This window comes from Psychrobacter sp. TAE2020 (genome assembly GCF_018919485.1).
In the GTDB taxonomy this organism is placed as follows: domain Bacteria; phylum Pseudomonadota; class Gammaproteobacteria; order Pseudomonadales; family Moraxellaceae; genus Psychrobacter.
Map to the genome: position 1 here is coordinate 1 of NZ_JAHLMU010000026.1, position 321 is coordinate 321.

The window sequence follows — 321 nt, forward strand, 5'->3', positions numbered from 1 at the left end:
GCGTCGATGGTTCATGGACCGCTCCGACCAATCCAAGCGTTGTTGATGGGACTCAAGTGACGGCCACGCAAACTGATACGGCGGGCAATACCAGCCCACAAGGCAGCGCTAATGTGGCGGATACCACCGCGCCTGATGCGCCAGTGGTTGATGCCAACGAAGTTGGTCAGCCTATCACTGGTACGGGTGAGCCAGGTGCGACCGTGACGGTGACTTACCCTGATGGCACGACCGTAGATGCGATCGTTGGCGTCGATGGTTCATGGACCGCTCCGACCAATCCAAGCGTTGTTGATGGGACTCAAGTGACGGCCACGCAAA

1 protein-coding gene is annotated in these 321 nt (G+C 58.6%); it reads left to right on the plus strand.

The features are described from left to right. Positions 1 to 321 (plus strand): Ig-like domain-containing protein (locus KPY62_RS13590; protein WP_228730795.1); only part of this gene is annotated, 321 nt, incomplete at both ends.